This is a genomic window from Neorhizobium sp. T25_27, assembly GCF_002968565.1.
In the GTDB taxonomy this organism is placed as follows: domain Bacteria; phylum Pseudomonadota; class Alphaproteobacteria; order Rhizobiales; family Rhizobiaceae; genus Neorhizobium; species Neorhizobium tomejilense.
On sequence record NZ_PVBJ01000010.1, the window covers coordinates 220635 to 237821 of the forward strand.

The following is a 17187-nucleotide window of genomic DNA, read 5'->3' on the forward strand; positions in this document are numbered from 1 at the left end:
GCGGCATCAAGTTTCTGCGCAAAGATACCCGATATCGGCGAAGTAGCCCGGTCGCCGGTGCTGCCGCTTTGCGCGGAGGTTCAGTCGAATTTTTCCAGATAGGGCAGGTCATGCGGATGCACTTCCCGCGTGACCCGCGTGATGCGGTCGATCGCCCGCTGACGCGAAACCTGCAGATGCTCTCGCAGGGATCTAGCTGCGTCTCCCACCCTGCCGGCCTGAAGCCGCTCGACGATTTCCATATGTTCCGGCAGGAAGGGCTCCGAACCGAACAACCGCGGCATCCACTGATAGAGGAAGCGATGCGCGACGAGCAGCGCCTGCGGCAGGCCGATCGCCTGCATCAGCGTGCGGTTGTCACAATGGCCGAGCAGGGTGACATGCAGCTCCTCCTCCAGCCGGTCGAGATCCGGGCCCGTAAGCTCGGCCGCGTTGTCCATCGCCGATTGCAGATGGTCGCGCATGGCGGCAAGGACTTCGGGCGAAACCCTTGGCGCCGCCTTTTCAAGCGCCACGGGCTCCAGCAGCCAGCGCAGTTCGTAGAGTTCACCGACGTGATCCGGCGTCATGGCAGGCGCGACCCAGCGTGCCCGCTCATCCTTACGGACGATGCCGCGTTGCTGCAGCCGACCGACGACATCGCGGGCCACCGTGCGGCTGACGTCGTAGAAGCGGGCAAGTTCTGCCTCGTTGACGCGCCAGCCGGCGAAGAAACATCGTGCGGCAATCTCGCTTTCCACCTCGCCGTAGATTCTTTCCCAGCTTGACAACTGGGTGAGGCGCGGCTCTTCGGCCATATGGGAAAGCTCCGCCGGTCGCGCTGCTTTTCCCGGCTCCGAGGCGCTTACCTGATAGCCGCGGCCCGCCGATTTTTCGATAAACCCTTCGCGCTCCAATTCTGCCAGAGCCTGCCTCGCCGGCGCGCGGCTGATCCCGAACTGCTCGGCGATCGCGCTTTCGGTGACGCGCCTGCCCGGCGGAAGCACGCCCTGCGATACCTGCCCTGCAATGATCTCGTAGACCTGCTGGTAGAGACGAGGCGCCGCACCGCCAGCGACCTTTGGCCGACGCTCCTCCGCATTGGCCACGCGCCCGTCCACCATCTTGCCTCCCTGCTTCCGGCCCCCGCTTTTGACGCCTGGGCGGCCTTCAGGTGAGGAAACTATCAGGTGGAATGCATCCCTTCAATTCGCCGGCTTCACTGCCCGAACCGAAGCTCGCCATGTCGTGATCCACAAACCGTCTTGCCAAACGTCAAATGATGTCTAGTGTACACACTAGACATTTGATGCGCCTGTGGGAGAGGAAGGTGGATGGTCGGTCGTTTGGCAAAGAAGCGCGCTCTGGTGACAGGTGCCGGCCAAGGCATCGGCCGGGCCATTGCCGTCGTCTTTGCCGAAGATGGAGCGACGGTCGTGGCGACGAGCCGCACGCCGTCCAAGATGGCCGATCTTGCCGATCGTTCGTCCGCCATCGAGATCGTCGGCCTCGACGTCACGGATGCTGCGGAGGTGAAGGCGGTGCTTGGCAAGGCCGGGCCGATCGACATTCTCGCCAATTGTGCCGGTTGGGTTCACAACGGCTCGATCCTCGATTGCGAAGAAGAGGATTGGCAAAAAAGCATCGACCAGAATGCGACATCCGCCTTCCGTACCATGAAGGCAGTCCTGCCCGGCATGATCGCGCGCGGCAGTGGCGCAATCGTCAATGTCGCCTCGGTGGCCTCGAGCATTACCGGAGTTCAAAACCGGGCCGCCTATGGCGCAAGCAAGGCGGCGCTGATCGGCCTTACCAAGGCCGTGGCGCGGGACGTGATCGCGACCGGTGTGCGCGTTAACGCGCTTTGCCCGGGCACGACGCTTTCGCCCGGCTTGCAGGGTCGGATCGACGAGGCGGCCGATCCGGAAGAGATGCCGCGCAGCTTCATTTCCCGCCAACCGATGGGCCGGTTGGGCACAGTGGAGGAGATGGCGGCGGCGGCCGTTTTTCTCTCCAGCGACGAAGCAGCATTCATGACCGGCCAGATACTCGTGATCGACGGAGGACAGACGCTTTGAGCCAGACTTCAGCCACCGAGGATATGGTCCATGCGGAAATCGGCGATGTCGAGCGGTTCTGCCGCGTGGCTTTTGTCGCCGCCGGGACGGATGAGGCGACCGCGGATGCCGCGACCCGGGCGATGATGCATGGCTCGCGGCTCGGCGTGGATAGCCACGGAGTGCGCCTGCTCGACCATTATATCACCGTGATGACCGGCGGCCGGGTGAACAAGCGCCCGAACATCACTGTGACTCAGTCCGCGCTGGCGGTAGCTTTGCTCGATGCCGATCACGGCCACGGGGCGCTTGCCGCCTATCGCGCCATGGACAAGGCGATCGAGCTTGCCGACACATGCGGCATAGGCGTCGTCTCGATCCGCAACAGCTCGCATTTTGGCCCGGCCGGCGCCTATGCGCTCGATGCGGCGCAGAGAGGGTATATCGGCGCTGCTTTCTGCAATTCGGACAGTTTCGTACGTCTGCACGACGGAGCGATGCGGTTCCACGGCACCAATCCGATCGCGTTTGCCGTGCCTGTCGCCGGTCAAAGGCCCTGGCTGCTCGACATGGCGACGAGCGCCATTCCCTATAACCGCGTGAAGCTCTACCGCAGCCTCGGCCGAGAGCTTCCGGCGGGCGTCGCCTCGGATGTCGAGGGCCGCGACATCCGTGATCCGTCGCTGGCCGAGATGCTGGCGCCGGTCGGCGGCGAGTTCGGGTTCAAGGGTGCGGGGCTGGCGGGCCTGGTGGAAATCCTGAGTGCGGTTCTGTCGGGCATGCGGCTGAGCTTCGACCTCTTGCCGATGAACGGCCCGGATTTTTCCACGCCCCGCGCTCTTGGCGCTTTCGTATTGGCCATGAAGCCCGGCGCTTTCGTGCCGGAAGAGGTCTTCACCGCCGGCATGCAGCGTTATGTCGAGGTGTTGCGCTCTTCGCCGCCTCGCGAGGGCATGCGGGTGATGGCGCCGGGCGACCGCGAATGGATGGTCGCCGACGAGCGTGAACAGCGTGGCGTTCCACTGGATCCGGCAACGCGGGAGGCGTTCGTAAAGCTTGGCGAACGCTTCGGGTTGGAGACCCCCGCGCTGTTGCCGTGACGACTGCCGGCGAAGGAGCCGGCAAGGCAAAGATGTCCAGAAGACACGAAGAGGAGGAGAGCATGCGCATTTCTGCAAAGAGACTGCTGCCGCTTCTGGCGGCTGCCGGTTTGGCCGCGCTGACGACGGCGCCGGCAAGCGCCCAGCAAAAATTCACCCTGCGCTTCAACCACGTTCTGGCGCCGAGCGAACCGTTTCATGCGGGTTTCCAGGCCTGGGCCAAGAAGGTGGACGAGCGAACCAGGGGCGGGTTGAAGCTGGAGGTGTTCCACAGCGCCCAGCTCGGCGTCGAGGAAGACATTATCGAACAGATCCGCCAGGGCGCCAATGTCGGCCAGAACACCGATTCCGCCCGTCTCGGCAATTACGTGCCGGGCATCGCGGTGATGAACGGCCCTTATTTCGTCGACACGCTGGAGGATGTCTGGAAACTTTCGGAAACCCCATCACTGAAGAAATGGCAGGACGAGCTCGCGTCCAGCCATGGTCTGAAGGTCGTCTGCTTCGACTGGGTGCAGGGTTTCCGCCATTTCTTCACCAACAAGCCGATCAGGACACCACAGGACCTCGCTAGCCTGCGGATCCGCACGCCGCCTGCACCGATCTGGCAGGAATCGATCCGGGCGCTGGGTGCAGCGCCGACCGCCATGGCCTTTGGCGAAATGTACCCCGCCCTGCAACAGAAGGCGATCGACGGGGTCGAGCTCGTTTATGCCAACATTCCGGGCGGGCGCTTCTACGAGGTGCTGAAATACGCCAACGAGACCAAGCACATCATGCTGATCAACTTCCAGGTGGTCAGCGCAGATTGGTTCGCCAAGTTGCCACCGGAATTCCAGACGGCGCTCGTCGAGGAATGCAGGGCGGCCGGCCGCGAGACCTCGCAGAAGATCTCGGCCTCGGCGGACACGATCAAGGCCGATCTCCAGAAGCGCGGCATGCAGGTCGTGAGCGACATCGATCTTGCTGCGTTCAAAAAGGCCGGCGAGGCCGCCTATTCGAAGCTCGGCATTCTGGAGGCCAGGAACGCCGTCCGGGCGGAGCTCGGCAAGAAATAGGAGCCGCGGTTGGAGGATCGGAACGGCCCGCGAAAGGACGAGATGATGATACGCTTTTACGATTTCATCGGAAAGATCGAGGCAATCGTCGCGGGTACGTTTCTGATCCTCATGACCTTGCTGATCTTTGTGGGCGGGCTTGCCCGCTTCTTCAGTTATCCGCAGAATTGGACGATCGACGTGGCGACCTGCCTGTTCGCCTGGTCCTGCTTCCTGGCCGCCGACATCGCCTGGCGCAAGAACAGCATGATGGCGCTCGACGTGTTCACCCTGCGGATGCCGGAAAAGCTGCAGAAGACGCTGCGCCTGGTCAACTATGTGCTGATCGTCGCCTTCCTGCTGTTCATCATGTATTACGGGTTCACCCTCACCTGGATCAGCCGCATCCGCTCCTTCCAGGGCATTCCATGGGTCAGCTATTCCTGGGTGACGTCAAGCCTTCCCGTGGGCGCGACACTTCTGCTTGCCACCACGCTCCTTCACATCCGGGCGGACCTGCGCGGTGGACACGTCGCCAATGCCGCCGTCGACGTGGTGTGAGGGCGCGTCATGCTGCTTGTGGCGATCATATTCACGATCCTCCTCGTCATCGGCATGCCGATCGCCTTTGCGGTCGGCATTTCCGGTGTGATCTTCTTCCTGCAGAACCCGGACCTGCCGCGCACCATGACGGTTCAGCTGACGGTGACGGAGACGCAGAATTTCGCGCTGCTCGCCGTGCCGCTCTTCATCCTCGCGGGAAACTTCCTGAACTCCTCGGGCATCGCCCATAACCTCCTGAAGCTCGCGTCGGTGCTGACCGGGCGACTGCAGGGCGGCCTGGCGCAGGTGTCGATCGCGCTTTCGACGCTGATGAGCGGCGTGACCGGCTCGTCGATCGCCGATGCGGCGATGAATACCCGCCTGCTCGGCTTCGAGATGCTGAAGCGCGGTTTTTCGAAAGGTTATGCGGCCGGCGTGCTGTCCTACGGTTCGCTGATGGCGCCGATCATTCCGCCCGGCATCGGCTTCATTCTCTACGGCACCGTCGGGCAGGTCTCGATCGGCCGGTTGTTTGCTGCAGGCATCATTCCGGGTTTCATGCTCTGGGCGGCACTTGCCGTAACCATCTCGATCACCGCCCGCAAGCATGGCTACAAGCCGGAACTGGACCGCGCACCGACGCCGTCCGAGGTCGTCAAGGCCTCGATCGCCGGCAGCTGGGCGATCCTCTTCCCGATCATCCTGATCTTTGGCCTGCGCTTCGGCGTCTTCACACCCTCGGAAATCGGCGCTTTTGCCGTCGTCTATGCGTTCCTGGTCGGAGTCTTCGCCTATCGGATGCTGACCTGGACGAGCTTCAAGCAGGCGGTCGAGGCCAGCCTGATCGACGTGGGCGCGGTGATGTTCCTGCTCGCGCTTTCGGCCGTGTTCGGTTACGGCATCATCTTCGAGCGCATTCCGGAGGTGATCTCCACATGGATGCTCGGCATCACCGATGATCCGACCATCGTCATGGTGATCATCGTGCTGTTCATCCTGGTGGCCGGCACGTTCATGGAAGGCTCGGTGCTGATCGTCATGCTGACGCCGATCTTCATGCCGCTGATCCAGCAATACGGCATCGACCCTGTGCATTTCGGACTGGTCTTCATCATCGCGGCGACGATCGGCAATTATACCCCGCCGGTGGGTGGGGCGATGTTCGTCGTCTGCCAGATCCTCCGATGCCCGATCGAAGATTACGCGCGCGAATCCATGCCCTTCCTGATCGCGGTATCGCTGGTGACGCTCATCCTGATCTTCATGCCCGGGATCGTGCTCTACATGCCGAACCTGCTGTTCAATCCGTGAATCCGGGTCAGAGCAGGTGTCACCGCTATGCTATAGAATCGCAAAGATAGGCTCCAGATACAACAATGCCCAGGTGCGGGGCAGTATCCGGCACCTGGGCCCGTTCGGTGTTGGAAAGCCTTACGCGGCGGTTTTCTCCGCCTCGACATAGCCCGTTTCGAGCCGCGGAAGAGCGGAATCGGCCGCGATCTCGATCCTGCGCGGCTTCATCGCTTCCGGGATTTCGCGCTTGAGATCGACGGTCAGCAGACCGTTTGTAAGGCTGGCGCCGACGACCTTGACGTGGTCGGCAAGCTGGAAGCGGCGCTGGAAGCTCCGCCCGCCGATGCCGCGATGCAGGTACTGACCTTCATCCTCCTTGGCCTTCTGACCGGAGACAAGCAGCATGTTCTGCTCCTGCGTAAGGGTCAGTTCGTCCTGTGCGAAGCCGGCAACCGCCATGGTGATGCGGTAATCGTCTTCGGTGGTCTTGAGAATATCATAGGGCGGCCAGCTGTCGATCACGTCGAAGCTGCCTGCCTTTTCCAGCAGGTTGAACATTCGGTCGAAGCCGACGCTCGACCGGAACAGGGGAGAGAAATCGAGGTTTGTTCTCATAGCCATATCCTCCTTGGAAGCAACATGGAACAGGAGACGCTGCCAGCGCCTCCGGACTTTGTGTCGATCCCCTCAGGCGATCGACATTACTGATATAATTCAGCGGGTTGACGTTTCAAGACTCTCGAATTCCTCAAGCAAAAAAAATGGAATTTTGCCTTCTCGCCTCCATATAAGCGGGTGGAAGCATGGAAAGGAAGAGATCATGACAATGACTTCAGAGGACGTCATCGCCGTACTCGGCCCCGTCGATCGGACACTTGTGACCGAGGTGATCGCAACCGGCGCGACCCAGGCCGAACTGGCCGAAGCCTGGGCCTGGATCAGCAACGACGAAGCCCTGATGGGCGAAGGGCGGCATCTGCCGATTGGCAGGGTTGCCGTCCTTGTCGATCTGCTCGCCGCCGGCGAGGAAGAGCAAGCCGAATAAACCCGGCAGTGGTTCCGATCGGGCCTGGTGCCCGCTCACGCGATCGTCAAAACCCGAACATCGCCCTTGCGGTCGACGACATCGACCACGACCTGGCGGCGTGAGCGGCGGATGGTAACGTCGGCCGAGCCGGTACCGATCATAAGATGCCGCAGGGTGACCTCGTCGAGGAATGCCGGAAGCTGGGGCTCGTTGAAGCTGATCTGCAACGCATTCGGATCGAAGTCGAGACCGAGACATGATTGCAGCAGTGAAAGCGGAGCGGCCGCGGCCCAGGCCTGCGGTGAACAGGCGACCGGGTAGAATGTCGGACCCTGGGCGCGCTGTCGGGGCAATCCGCAGAAAAGTTCGGGAAGCCGCCGCATGTCGATATAGGTCGAGGCTCCAAACAGTCCGTCGAATATCCGCGCCGCTTCCGCGCGAAAACCATATCGCGCCAGACCGCTGGCGATCAGCGCATTGTCATGCGGCCAGACCGAGCCATTGTGGTAGCTCATCGGGTTGTAGCGCGCCTCCCTCGACGCGATGGTGCGAATGCCCCAGCCGCAGAAGGAAGATGCACTCATGAGCGTATGGGCGACCCGTCCCGCCCTTTCTGGATAGGCAATGCCGGTGAAAAGCGCGTGGCCGGCATTCGACGATCGAACCCGGCACGGCCGTTTGTCCCCATCCAGAGCCAGCACGTAAGTGCTGAGCTCCTCGTCGAAAAAGGCCGCATCGAACGCGCGGCGCAGGCCTTCCGCCCTGGCCAGAAGGTGGGTGACCTGTTCCGGCCGATCGAGCCGACGGAAGATCTCGGCAGCACTTTGCCACGCACCGTAGACATAGGCCTGCACCTCGGCAATGGCGATGGGACCTCTGGCCAGCGTTCCGTCGGCATGGAAGACGGAATCCTGGCTGTCTTTCCATGCCTGGTTGATCAGGCCTTCTTCCGTCTGGCGCCCGTACTCGACGAAACCGTCGCCGTCGCGATCGCCGTGCTCGTCGATCCATGTCAGCGCCGCTTCGATATGCGGCAGAAGACGGAAGATCGTCGAAAGGTCGCCGGTCCGCTTCAGGTACTCGCCGGCCAGCATCAGGAACAGCGGTGTCGAATCGATGCTGCCGTAATAGCGCCGGAAGGGAACTTCTCCGAGTTCGGCCATTTCGCCGTAACGCACCTCGTGCAGGATCTTGCCCGGCTCCGCATCCGAGGCCGGGTCCAGCTCCGTTGCCTGGTTGGCCGCCAGATGGCCGAGCACGCCGCGAGCGATCTCCGGGTCGAGCCACAGCGTTTGCAGCGCGGTGATAAGGGCGTCGCGGCCGAACACGGTGCTGAACCACGGGATGCCGGCATAGGGATAGGGACCTTCCGGTTTGTCGGTCATCAGCATGTAGAGATCGGAAATGCTGCGGCGGGCCGCCTCGTTGAAGATCTCGTTCGACGTCATGATCGACGCCGCGCGCGAAGACGCGGCGCGCAGGGCCCGTCGGGCATCCCGCAAGGCAAAAAAGAACGAGCGGTAGCCGGCCCTATCGGTTTGCGCCGCCTGGTCGCAGCCGATCTCGATGAACAGCGACCGGCTTTCGTGCGGTGCCAGATCGAGTTCATAGACGACAAGGTCGCTGCCGAGCTTGTCCGGCTGCGGATCAAAGGAAAGCCGTGTCAGCCGTTTCTTGCTGTCCAGACCGATATAGGAAAGCAGGATCGAGCCCTGCTCGATGACCGCCGGAAGATGGCGCCCTTTTCTTGCCCTCACGGTACCGCGGACTTCGAAAAGGTCAGCAAAGTCTGTCGCGAATGCGATCTCCATGCAAATGTGCTGCGGTCGCTCGTCATAATTTTTGACGGTCAGCCGCTCGTAGCAGTTTGCCTTCCACAAGAAGCGCGACCGGCGCAGATGGATGAGGTCATGCTCGAGGATGAGCCTGCCCTTGCCGTCGAAGAGGTCGGGGTTGGTCAGGTCGCAGGTGAGTGTTGCGTTGTCGTCGCGCAATGTCGACGACAACAGCATCGGGCGCCGGCCATTGATCGACAGGTAGAGGTGAGAAAGATAGCGCGTGTCGCGGTGGAAGAGGCCTTCCGGGCTGCCCGGGCCGGAGAGCGCATCGCCGTTGTGATCGAAGACGGCGAAGGTATCGCCGTGCTTCAGGGTACGTGGCCGCCGCTCCTGCAGCGATGCGGCAGCGGGGATGAAGAATTGCGCGACCGGTGCGCCTGGGCCGGCCAGCACCCCGGTCGGGTTGTCCGCAGAGGCGATCGACATGGCTTCTCCTCAAGATTTCAGGCGACCACCTGCAGGTCGAGCGCCTGGCCGGTTGATCGGCGGATAGGTGCGGCCTTGGCGCGGACGCCCGGCAGATTGCGATAGAGTTCGAGATAGTCCCGTGCCATTCGTTTGGCCGTGAAGCGTTTCTCGAATGTGGCGCGCACTTTTCTCCGATCCATCCGCAATGCCCATTCGACATTTTCGGCAGCCTCAGTCACGCTGTCGACCAGAATGCCGGAAACGCCGTCGTCGATCACCTCCGGAGCGGAGCCGCAGCGGAAGGCGATAACCGGCGTGCCGCACGACATGGCCTCGATCATCACCAGCCCGAAGGGTTCCGGCCAATCGATCGGGAAGAGCAGGGCGCCGGCATTGCCGAGGAAAGCCGCTTTCTGGTGCTCGTCTATCTCGCCGATGAATTCGACATTCGGATGGCTCTTGACCATTGGCTCGATCACCGTCTCCCAATAGGCCTTGTCGGCATTGTCGATCTTGGCCGCGATCTTCAGCGGCATGCCGACCTTTGTCGCGATCTCGATTGCGCGATCCGGCCGCTTCTCCGGCGAAATACGTCCGAGGAAGGCGAGGTAGTTGCCTTTCGGTGTAGCGGTAAAGGGAAGGAGGTCGGCGGGCAGGCCGTGATAGACGGTTCCGGACCAGTTGACCGGCGGCATCGGGCGGCGCTGATCGTTGGAGATCGAGACCAGCGGGATATCGGGAAAGGTCCGATAAAATGGATGCAGGTCCGGCAGGTCGAGGCGACCATGCAGGGTGGTCACCGTGCGGTCGGCAAAATCACGGATCAGCGGGAAATGCAGCAGGTCGATATGAAAATGGAGAACATCAAACTCGGACGCCCGGCGGCGGATTTCCTCCAGCATGACCATTTGATGCGGCAGGTGGTCCCTGACGGCCGGGTTGAGCCGCAGCGCGACCTGCGAACACGCCACCAGCTTCGCGTCCGTGACGGAATCGGCGCTGGCAAAGAGAGTGACGTCGTGGCCCTGGGCGACAAGTTCTTCGGTGAGATAAGAAACGATGCGTTCGGTCCCTCCGTAAAGCTTCGGCGGAACGCTTTCGGCGAGCGGTGCGATCTGAGCGATCTTCATCGGCAAAACCTCCTCGTGAGAGCAAAGAGTCGTCGGCAAAAATCATGTCCGCGCCCGTCAGGACGGCACGCGGCGGGTTGGAATGTTCAGGTTTCAAACAACTGACGGCGACGTCCGTTCCAGTAGCCGCACAGGCCAAAACGGTCGCGAAGCCGTCGGTTCCGTGGCTTTCTGCGGTCGCTCCTGCCGGGTTCCGCCAAAACTCGCGGTCTTTTCGCTGGAAGAGGCTCGCCGCCGCCGTCGAGCGCTTTCAGGGCCTCGAGGATTTCGTCATAGGTGACGACGGTTTCCATGCCCGGATAACGGCGCAAGGCCGGCATGGATTCGATGGCGGATATGTCGGAAGCCCATGATGCGAGGATCGCCCGCTTCTCGTCCCTGCCGATGTGTTCGGCCGCCAGCACGTCCCGCGGGTGGTCGAAATGCGACGCCGGGTGCAGCAGATGGGCGGCGCTGATTGCCGCTGCGGCCTGCTCTGGTGCGGTATTCTCGGTAGTTTCCTTTCTCATCGTGTAACCCCATTGCTGGAGATGGCGATTTCGCCCGGTGGTCGATTGTTCGTTGAGCGGGTTGACCCGCCCTGGGACAGGGCGGGCCGGATCATCACTCAGAAGTCCATGCCGGCCCCTGCGGGCATGGCAGGAGCAGCTTCCTTTTTCGGCTTTTCGGCAATCATGGCTTCCGTGGTCACGAGCAGGCCAGCCACGGAGGCGGCGTCCTGGAGCGCTGCACGGACGACCTTGGCCGGATCGATGACGCCCTGGGCGTAAAGGTCGCCATACTCGCCGGTCTGGGCGTTCCAGCCGTAGGAGAACTCGCTCTTCTCGCGCAGCTTGCCGACGATCACGGAACCTTCGGCGCCGGCATTCTGGGCGATCTGGCGAACGGGAGCCTCGATCGCGCGGCGGACGATCTCGACGCCGACCCGCTGGTCCTGGTTGGCGGTGCCAAGGTTGTCGAGTGCCTTGACGGCGCGCAGCAGCGCAACACCGCCGCCAGGCAGGATGCCCTCTTCGACAGCGGCCCGCGTCGCATGCAACGCATCGTCGACGCGGTCCTTCTTTTCCTTCACCTCCACTTCCGTCGAGCCGCCGACGCGGATCACGGCAACGCCGCCGGCCAGCTTGGCCAGACGTTCCTGCAGCTTCTCGCGGTCGTAGTCGGAAGTGGTTTCTTCGATCTGGGCGCGGATCTGGGTGGTGCGACCGTCGATCTCTGCCCTGGAACCGGCGCCGTCGATGATGGTGGTATTCTCCTTCTCGATCGCCACCTTCTTGGCCCGTCCCAGCATGTTCAGGGTGACGTTTTCGAGCTTGATGCCGAGGTCTTCGGAGATGACGGTGCCGCCCGTCAGGATGGCGATGTCTTCGAGCATGGCCTTGCGGCGATCGCCGAAGCCCGGAGCCTTGACGGCAGCGATCTTGAGGCCGCCACGCAGCTTGTTGACGACGAGGGTGGCAAGCGCTTCGCCTTCGACGTCTTCCGCGATGATCAGCAGCGGCTTGCCGGACTGAACCACGGCTTCGAGCACCGGCAGCATGGATTGCAGGTTGGAGAGCTTCTTTTCGTGGATCAGGATATAGGGATCCTCGAGTTCCACCCGCATCTTGTCCTGGTTGGTGACGAAGTAGGGGCTGAGATAACCGCGATCGAACTGCATGCCTTCGACGACTTCGAGTTCGGTTTCGGCGGTCTTGGCTTCTTCAACCGTGATCACGCCCTCGTTGCCGACCTTTTCCATGGCTTCGGCGAGATACCGGCCGATTTCGGCATCGCCATTGGCCGAGATGGTACCCACCTGGGCGATTTCAGAATTGTTCGAGATCTTGCGGGCGTTGGCCTTCAGTTCCTTGACGACCGCATCGACGGCAAGGTCGATGCCGCGCTTCAGGTCCATCGGGTTCATGCCGGAAGCGACGGCCTTTGCGCCCTCCCTGACGATCGCCTGGGCCAGCACGGTCGCAGTCGTCGTGCCGTCACCAGCCAGGTCGTTGGTCTTCGATGCCACTTCCCGCAGCATCTGCGCACCCATGTTTTCGAACTTGTCGTCCAGTTCGATTTCCTTGGCGACCGATACGCCGTCCTTGGTGATGCGGGGTGCCCCGAAGGACTTGTCGATCACGACGTTGCGGCCCTTCGGACCGAGCGTCACCTTCACGGCATTGGCCAGGATGTCGACCCCACGCAACATGCGTTCACGGGCATCGGTGTTGAACTTGACTTCTTTCGCAGCCATTTTTCACTCCTCGATTAGGCAGCTTGCTTGACTGATGGATGGTATTCTCAGGCGGCTTTCTTCTGCTCGGCCCGGGCCTCGATGATGCCCATGACATCGCTTTCCTTCATGATCAGCAGGTCTTCGCCGTTGATCTTGATCTCGGTGCCGGACCACTTGCCGAACAGGATGCGGTCGCCAACCTTGACGTCGAGCGCCTGGACCTGACCGGCGTCGTTGCGGGCGCCAGGGCCGACGGCGATGACCTCGCCTTCCTGCGGCTTTTCCTTGGCTGTGTCGGGAATGATGATGCCACCCTTGGTCTTTTCTTCCGATTCGACCCGGCGGACGAGAATGCGATCATGAAGCGGTCGGAACGACATGTTTTCCTCCATGGACAAACAGTGATGACGTTGCTCCCCTGCCGGACCGGATGACCAGTCCGGGCGGGTGCAAAACCTCGCACGAGCATTTTGCGCGAAATGATCTGGTTTTCCGATTTTTCAATTTCAAGAGGGCGAAGATGAAAAATCAGCACTTCGTCGAAGCGGCTGCTAACATGCTGATAAGGAACAGAAATCAGAGTCGAGCGTTAGGAACCGGTTGATGGCCTGTAAAAAATCAGGCCAAGTTTCGAACTGTCATTGAACGGAGATGAAGCATGCAATTTTCATCGGATCTCGAGCGGCAGCTGAGCGGCTATGGTCTTACGACGGCGCACATTCTCTACCACATTCCAGATTTCGAATCCGTCCTGCAGACCTATGTCTGGCAGGATTACGATCTGGCCCCGGGGTTTCCCGAGATGCAGAAATTTCTGGATTTCTGGCAGGCCAATCTCGACGGACCGCTGCATTCCGTTCGTTATACCCACCAGCGCCTGATCGGGCCCAACGAGTGGCGTCGCGTCGAAGGCGAGTTCAAACTGCACTGAGACTTGACCTTTTCCCTTTTGCTTTAAGAGGCCTGGAAAAGCCCTGACATCAGCCGTCGGTAGTCCTCCTCGGGCGGACCGTAGGCGTCGTGTGCGAATTCCTCCATGGCAGGCCTGTCCCGGATGGTGATCATCCCTCGCTGCGAGCGGATGAACAAATTGCCCTCAAGGATGTGCAAGGAACTGGTCACGCTCGGGCGCCGCACGGCCAGCATCACCGAAATGAAATCGTGGGTAAGAGGGATTTCATTTCCCATCAAGCGGTCGTGGCACATCAGCAACCAGCGGGCCAACCGTTCATCCACACCATGCACGGCGTTGGATAATGCGGTATAGGCCACCTGAGCCGTGAACGCTTCGACGGCGCGCAACAGGAGCTTTGCAAAGTTTCTGTTTTCCTGTTGGAGGCTGACGAACTGTGGAAGCGTCATCCGGTAGGCCTCACCTGCCACCTGCATGTTGCAGTCGAAGAGATTGACGCTGCTTCCCATGGCTGCGGACGTCGGGAAGAATCCCTCGTTGCCGAATATGCCCGCTTCGGCCCTTTGTCCTTCCGGCGAAACGGCAACCATCGACGCGATGCCGTCCGTTGGAAAATAGACATGTTCAATCTGTTCATGGCGCATGCCCAATGGGGTGCGGCGCGGCAGATCGATATGCTCCAAATGACGTTCGACCTGCTCGAAGTCGGCGCTTGGCAGCGACGCAAGCAGCCTGTTGCGCATGGATAACTGGGAAATTGCCGTCATGGTTCTCTTGGCCGGTGTTGGGGCAAGAGTAGCCACTCTCAGCCGTCTGCGCCCTGAGAATTCAGCAGACGATATTGGCAGTATACAAGCTTCCAAATACCGCGGTGGTTTGGTGCGCCAGCGGACAATCCGTCGCGCTAAGTCCGCCAACTGGAGGTGTTTGTCCTGTGCGGAGGGTATTTAGTCCCGTAGACAATTCTAAAATACTAGATATATTCATATTCTTATAAAACGATGTGCTTTGGCGGGAGGAGCTAGTCGCGACCCTGGAGCATTCGAATGCCGAAATTCTTCCTTCACCTGAATTATTTGTCTGCGCTCGTGATCAATGATCCTGACGGCTCGGACCTTCCCGATCTTCAAGCTGCGACCACGGAGGCGACCCGAGGCATCCGCGATCTCGCCGCAGACTGCCTTCGCGGCGGTGGGCAGTTCGGTCTTCGCAGTATCCGTGTCTGCGACGCAGCGGGGGACCTTCTTTCGGAGGTCACGGTTCGTCAGGCGCTCGCCGGCATCATTCCTTCCGGTGCGGTTGAATCTCCGCCGGCTGTTTGAACGGCCATGTTCTCAGCGACTATGTGACGACTGTTGGCCGGGCAGCCAGTTCATGATCATGCCCTCAGGCCATAACGCGGATGCGTGAGCGTTCGCTCGATGCCGCGAAGCTCCGCCAGCCCCTTGAGCCGTCCGATGGCGGGATAGCCCGGCTGCGCACCGCGGGTCAGGTCGTCGAGGATTTCCTGCCCGTGATCCGGCCGCATCGGGATGCGACAATCCTCGCGGCCTTCCTCGCGCCGACGGGCCTCTTCCGAAAGCAGCGCGGCGATCACGGCAACCATGTCCGTTGCGCCTTCCAGGTGCTCGTCCTCGAAGAAAGAGCAGGGAACCGTGTCGGTGTCCCGCGTTACGTTCCGCAGATGCACGAAATGGATGCGGTCGCCAAAGCGCGAGGCGATGAAGGGCAGATCGTTATCGGCTCTTGCGCCGAGCGACCCCGTGCAGAGCGTCACGCCATTGGCGCGCGCGCCGACCTGATCCAGCATATGTGCGTAATCGGCTTCGGTCGACAGGATGCGCGGAAGGCCGAGCAACGGCCAGGGCGGATCGTCGCCATGGGCGCAGAGGTTGATGCCGACCTCTTCCGCCACGGGCGTGACTTCCATCAGGAAGTCGACGAGGTTCTGCTGCAGTCGTGCCCGGTCGATGCCCTGGTAGGACCGCAGCTTTTCCAGCAGCTGGTCGAGCGTATAGCCGTCCGCCGAGCCCGGCAGCCCGGCGCCGATGTTCTTGCCCAGGGCTGCGATCTTTGCATCCGCCATTTCGGAACGCCGCTTCGCCGCATCCTCCTGCAGCCATTCCGGATAATCGCCGTGGGCCTTGGGACGTTTGAGGATATGGATATCGAAGGCGGCAAAATCGGTCAGGTCGAACCGCATGGCCTTGGCGCCATGGCGGGTGTCCCAGCGCAGGTCCGTGCGTGTCCAATCGAGGATCGGCATGAAATTGTAACAGACCGTGCGGATGCCGGAGGCCGAGAGACGCCGCAGCGTTTCCTGCCAGTTGGCGATATGGCGCTTCCAGTCGCCGGTCTGCGTCTTGATGTCTTCGGAGACTGGAACACTCTCAACGACATCCCACACCAGGCCGCCGGCCTTGATCTCCTCATGCCGCCTGGCGATTTCGTCGACCGGCCAGACCTCGCCGGTCGCAATATGGTGGAGCGCCGAAACGATGCCTTCCGCGCCGGCCTGCGCGGCATCTCTCACGCTCACTTTGTCGATCGGGCCGAACCAGCGCCACGTATGTCTCATGTCTTGTCCCTCACGATTATTCGGTCTGCTGGAATGTGATCTGCACCTTGCAGGCCTTGGAACGGTCCGCAGCCTGCTCGAAAGCCGCGGTCACCGCATCCAGCGGGAAGCTGTGCGAAATGATCGGCCGCACGTCGATATGCCGCCTGGCGATCAGAGCGACCGCCTCGGCGAATTCCGCATGGAAGCGCTGCGAGCCGCGCCAGACAATCTCCTTGCCGACCAGCGCATTGAGCGGGATGGTCATGTCACCCGTCACGCCGACCTGGACGAGGGTTCCGCGCGGCTTGATCGCGGCAAACGCCGAACGCAGGGCCGCACCTGAAGCCGAGCATTCGAACACCACGTCGAAACTGCCCTTGTTCTCCTGGAAGGGGAGAAGCCCGTCCGGATTGGAAGCCACGTTGATCGTCTCGGTCGCTCCCATGGACGGCGCGCGCGACAGTGCCGCATCGGCCAGGTCCGTCACCACGATCCTGGCGGCGCCCGCATGCCGGGCCGCGGCAACCGTCAGAAGCCCGATCGGACCTGCGCCCGTCACCAGCACGTTGCGACCCGACAGGTCCCCGGCCTGGGCGACGGCATGCAGGCACACGGCAAGCGGTTCCGCACAGGCGGCCTCGCCCGGCGTCACATCCTGTCCCACCGGATGGCACTGGATCGCCGGGACGACCAGCCTCTCGCGGAACATGCCGTTTTCGTGCGGCAGGCGCATCGCCGAGCCCATGAAACGCATGTCGAGGCAATGGATCGGCTGGCCGGTCCGGCAGTATTGGCAATCGCCGCAGGGCTGCGACGGATTGACCGCAACCAGTTGCCCGAGTTCGAGCCCTAAAACCCCTGCGCCCAATGCTTCGACGAAGCCGGAGGCCTCGTGGCCGGCGATGATGGGTTCGCGAACACGCACCGGCCCGAACCCGCCATCCTGATAGTAGTGGAGATCGGAGCCGCAGATGCCCCCCGCCGCCATTCCAAGCAGCACGTCGCCTGGACCGAGGTCGGGGGCATCCAGCGTCTCCACTCGGAGGTCACGCTGAGCGTGGAGGCGGGCAACGCGCGTCTGCAT

General features: G+C 61.8%; 18 protein-coding genes. 8 read left to right on the forward strand and 10 right to left on the reverse strand.

Going from position 1 to position 17187, the window contains the following annotated elements:
• Positions 1–80: 80 nt before the first annotated feature.
• Positions 81–1103 (reverse strand): GntR family transcriptional regulator, encoded by a 1023-nt coding sequence (locus tag C5J24_RS24620; RefSeq protein ID WP_105421641.1) that lies wholly within the window; start codon positions 1101–1103, stop codon positions 81–83.
• 210 nt (positions 1104–1313) lie between these two features.
• On the opposite strand from C5J24_RS24620, the gene C5J24_RS24625 reads away from it, so the two are divergent.
• The 5 genes from C5J24_RS24625 (at position 1314) to C5J24_RS24645 (ending at position 6027) form a co-directional block, all read left to right on the forward strand.
• Positions 1314–2057 carry an SDR family oxidoreductase gene (locus tag C5J24_RS24625; RefSeq protein WP_105421644.1) on the forward strand — a complete coding sequence of 248 codons (744 nt, stop codon included), beginning with the start codon at positions 1314–1316 and terminating at the stop codon, positions 2055–2057.
• 23 nt (positions 2058–2080) lie between these two features.
• Positions 2081–3136, forward strand: a complete 1056-nt coding sequence (locus tag C5J24_RS24630) for an Ldh family oxidoreductase (RefSeq protein WP_105421702.1) — start codon at positions 2081–2083, stop codon at positions 3134–3136.
• Positions 3137–3198: 62 nt separating this feature from the next.
• Positions 3199–4194: a C4-dicarboxylate TRAP transporter substrate-binding protein gene (locus C5J24_RS24635; RefSeq protein WP_105421703.1), complete on the forward strand. Its 996-nt coding sequence runs from the start codon at positions 3199–3201 to the stop codon at positions 4192–4194.
• A 42-nt stretch (positions 4195–4236) separates the two neighbouring features.
• Entirely contained in the window at positions 4237–4734 is a 498-nt protein-coding gene (locus tag C5J24_RS24640; RefSeq protein WP_245446777.1) for a TRAP transporter small permease, read from the forward strand.
• A 9-nt stretch (positions 4735–4743) separates the two neighbouring features.
• Positions 4744–6027 carry a TRAP transporter large permease gene (locus C5J24_RS24645; RefSeq protein WP_105421646.1) on the forward strand — a complete coding sequence of 428 codons (1284 nt, stop codon included), beginning with the start codon at positions 4744–4746 and terminating at the stop codon, positions 6025–6027.
• A 120-nt stretch (positions 6028–6147) separates the two neighbouring features.
• On the opposite strand, the gene C5J24_RS24650 is transcribed toward C5J24_RS24645, so the two are convergent.
• Positions 6148–6624: an Hsp20 family protein gene (locus C5J24_RS24650; protein ID WP_105401822.1), complete on the reverse strand. Its 477-nt coding sequence runs from the start codon at positions 6622–6624 to the stop codon at positions 6148–6150.
• A gap of 205 nt (positions 6625–6829) precedes the next feature.
• Here C5J24_RS24650 and C5J24_RS24655 point away from each other — a divergent pair, with 205 nt between their 5' ends.
• Positions 6830–7054 (forward strand): hypothetical protein, encoded by a 225-nt coding sequence (locus C5J24_RS24655; protein WP_105421648.1) that lies wholly within the window; start codon positions 6830–6832, stop codon positions 7052–7054.
• Positions 7055–7089: 35 nt separating this feature from the next.
• Here C5J24_RS24655 and C5J24_RS24660 read toward each other — a convergent pair whose 3' ends face one another.
• The 5 genes from C5J24_RS24660 to groES all read right to left on the reverse strand — a co-directional run bounded on the left by C5J24_RS24660 (position 7090) and on the right by groES (position 13010).
• Complete coding sequence (locus C5J24_RS24660) at positions 7090–9300, reverse strand: amylo-alpha-1,6-glucosidase (RefSeq protein ID WP_105421649.1); 2211 nt, start codon at positions 9298–9300, stop codon at positions 7090–7092.
• 17 nt (positions 9301–9317) lie between these two features.
• Entirely contained in the window at positions 9318–10412 is a 1095-nt protein-coding gene (locus C5J24_RS24665) for a glycosyltransferase family 4 protein (RefSeq protein ID WP_105421651.1), read from the reverse strand.
• Positions 10413–10498: 86 nt separating this feature from the next.
• Positions 10499–10921, reverse strand: a complete 423-nt coding sequence (locus C5J24_RS24670; RefSeq protein ID WP_105421653.1) for a hypothetical protein — start codon at positions 10919–10921, stop codon at positions 10499–10501.
• 98 nt (positions 10922–11019) lie between these two features.
• Complete coding sequence (gene groL / locus C5J24_RS24675) at positions 11020–12648, reverse strand: chaperonin GroEL (protein WP_105421655.1); 1629 nt, start codon at positions 12646–12648, stop codon at positions 11020–11022.
• 47 nt (positions 12649–12695) lie between these two features.
• On the reverse strand, positions 12696–13010 hold the full coding sequence (gene groES / locus C5J24_RS24680; RefSeq protein ID WP_105421705.1) for a co-chaperone GroES: 315 nt from the start codon (positions 13008–13010) through the stop codon (positions 12696–12698).
• A 278-nt stretch (positions 13011–13288) separates the two neighbouring features.
• Here groES and C5J24_RS24685 point away from each other — a divergent pair, with 278 nt between their 5' ends.
• Positions 13289–13561 carry an usg protein gene (locus tag C5J24_RS24685; RefSeq protein ID WP_105421657.1) on the forward strand — a complete coding sequence of 91 codons (273 nt, stop codon included), beginning with the start codon at positions 13289–13291 and terminating at the stop codon, positions 13559–13561.
• 23 nt (positions 13562–13584) lie between these two features.
• Here C5J24_RS24685 and C5J24_RS24690 read toward each other — a convergent pair whose 3' ends face one another.
• Positions 13585–14310, reverse strand: a complete 726-nt coding sequence (locus C5J24_RS24690) for a Crp/Fnr family transcriptional regulator (RefSeq protein ID WP_105421659.1) — start codon at positions 14308–14310, stop codon at positions 13585–13587.
• 279 nt (positions 14311–14589) lie between these two features.
• On the opposite strand from C5J24_RS24690, the gene C5J24_RS24695 reads away from it, so the two are divergent.
• Positions 14590–14865, forward strand: a complete 276-nt coding sequence (locus tag C5J24_RS24695) for a hypothetical protein (protein ID WP_105421661.1) — start codon at positions 14590–14592, stop codon at positions 14863–14865.
• 56 nt (positions 14866–14921) lie between these two features.
• Here the strand turns inward: C5J24_RS24695 and uxuA are convergent, their stop codons facing one another.
• Together uxuA and C5J24_RS24705 are read right to left on the reverse strand one after the other, a co-directional pair.
• Positions 14922–16121 carry a mannonate dehydratase gene (uxuA, locus tag C5J24_RS24700; RefSeq protein ID WP_105421663.1) on the reverse strand — a complete coding sequence of 400 codons (1200 nt, stop codon included), beginning with the start codon at positions 16119–16121 and terminating at the stop codon, positions 14922–14924.
• A gap of 16 nt (positions 16122–16137) precedes the next feature.
• Positions 16138–17187 carry an L-idonate 5-dehydrogenase gene (locus C5J24_RS24705; RefSeq protein WP_105421665.1) on the reverse strand — a complete coding sequence of 350 codons (1050 nt, stop codon included), beginning with the start codon at positions 17185–17187 and terminating at the stop codon, positions 16138–16140.